Source organism: Desulfocucumis palustris, from assembly GCF_002933875.1.
Lineage (GTDB): Bacteria > Bacillota > Desulfotomaculia > Desulfotomaculales > Desulfocucumaceae > Desulfocucumis > Desulfocucumis palustris.
The window spans coordinates 1-785 of sequence record NZ_BFAV01000053.1 but is presented as its reverse complement, the minus strand read 5'-3'; the positions used below and the strand labels follow the sequence as shown (position 1 = coordinate 785).

At 56.1% G+C, this 785-nt stretch carries 1 protein-coding gene; it reads right to left on the bottom strand.

Going from position 1 to position 785, the window contains the following annotated elements; all coding sequences use genetic code 11:
- Positions 1 to 785, bottom strand: a 785-nt coding sequence (locus tag DCCM_RS18425) for a fibronectin type III domain-containing protein (RefSeq protein WP_165792014.1), incomplete at both ends; no start/stop codon positions are given.

The window sequence follows — 785 nt, the reverse complement described above, 5'->3', positions numbered from 1 at the left end:
GGCGGTGTTTTGTCTATTTTGTATATCCCCGACGTTGCGGTTAAATCCGCCGGGGCTTGAATATCCGGCACCGCCACCCCGGCCTCGGGGTCCGGCGGCAAATCCCACTCCTGGGAGGTCAGGTTCCAATGGGCATTGGCTGTAAGGGACAGGTTCGCCCCTTCGGCGGACAGGACAACACTGCCAGCGCCGCCGGCCGAACCTGTAATGTTAACCGGGCCTATGGTCCAGGTCTTGCTGTATGTTGAACTGCCGGTATGCACTATATCCGGCTGGGGCGTGCAGACCTCGTTGCCGTCCTCGCCCGTGGAACACTGGTCCGGCTGCGGCTCGTTCCACGACCAGTTCACATTTACGGTTTTTGTTATTGTGGTATCTCCGCTAACCGATGCCGTTACCGGTATGCTGGTATTCACCCAGCCATTTCTGTTGCCCGGTACCTCTCCTGAAGAATTAGGACTGAATACAATACTGCTATTACCTATTGGAGTTGGATCAGGTCCTCCACCTGGATCCCCGGAATCATCCGGATCTTTCGTCCTGAATGATGTGCTTCCCGGCGGACTGCTGCCTCCCCCCGCGGGTAGAACCGCCACAACACTGGCGGTATAGTTTGTTGAAGGTGTAAGACCGGTGAATGTGTATGTTGCTCCCGCAACATTCGTTGCCGCAACGCTCCCATTCAGGCTAATTGTATAGGTTGTGCCGGGGGGATAAGGGGATGCGTCCCAGTAAATTTCCGCCGACGTTTTTTCTACGTTTCGGTTATTTACCACCGGCGCGCC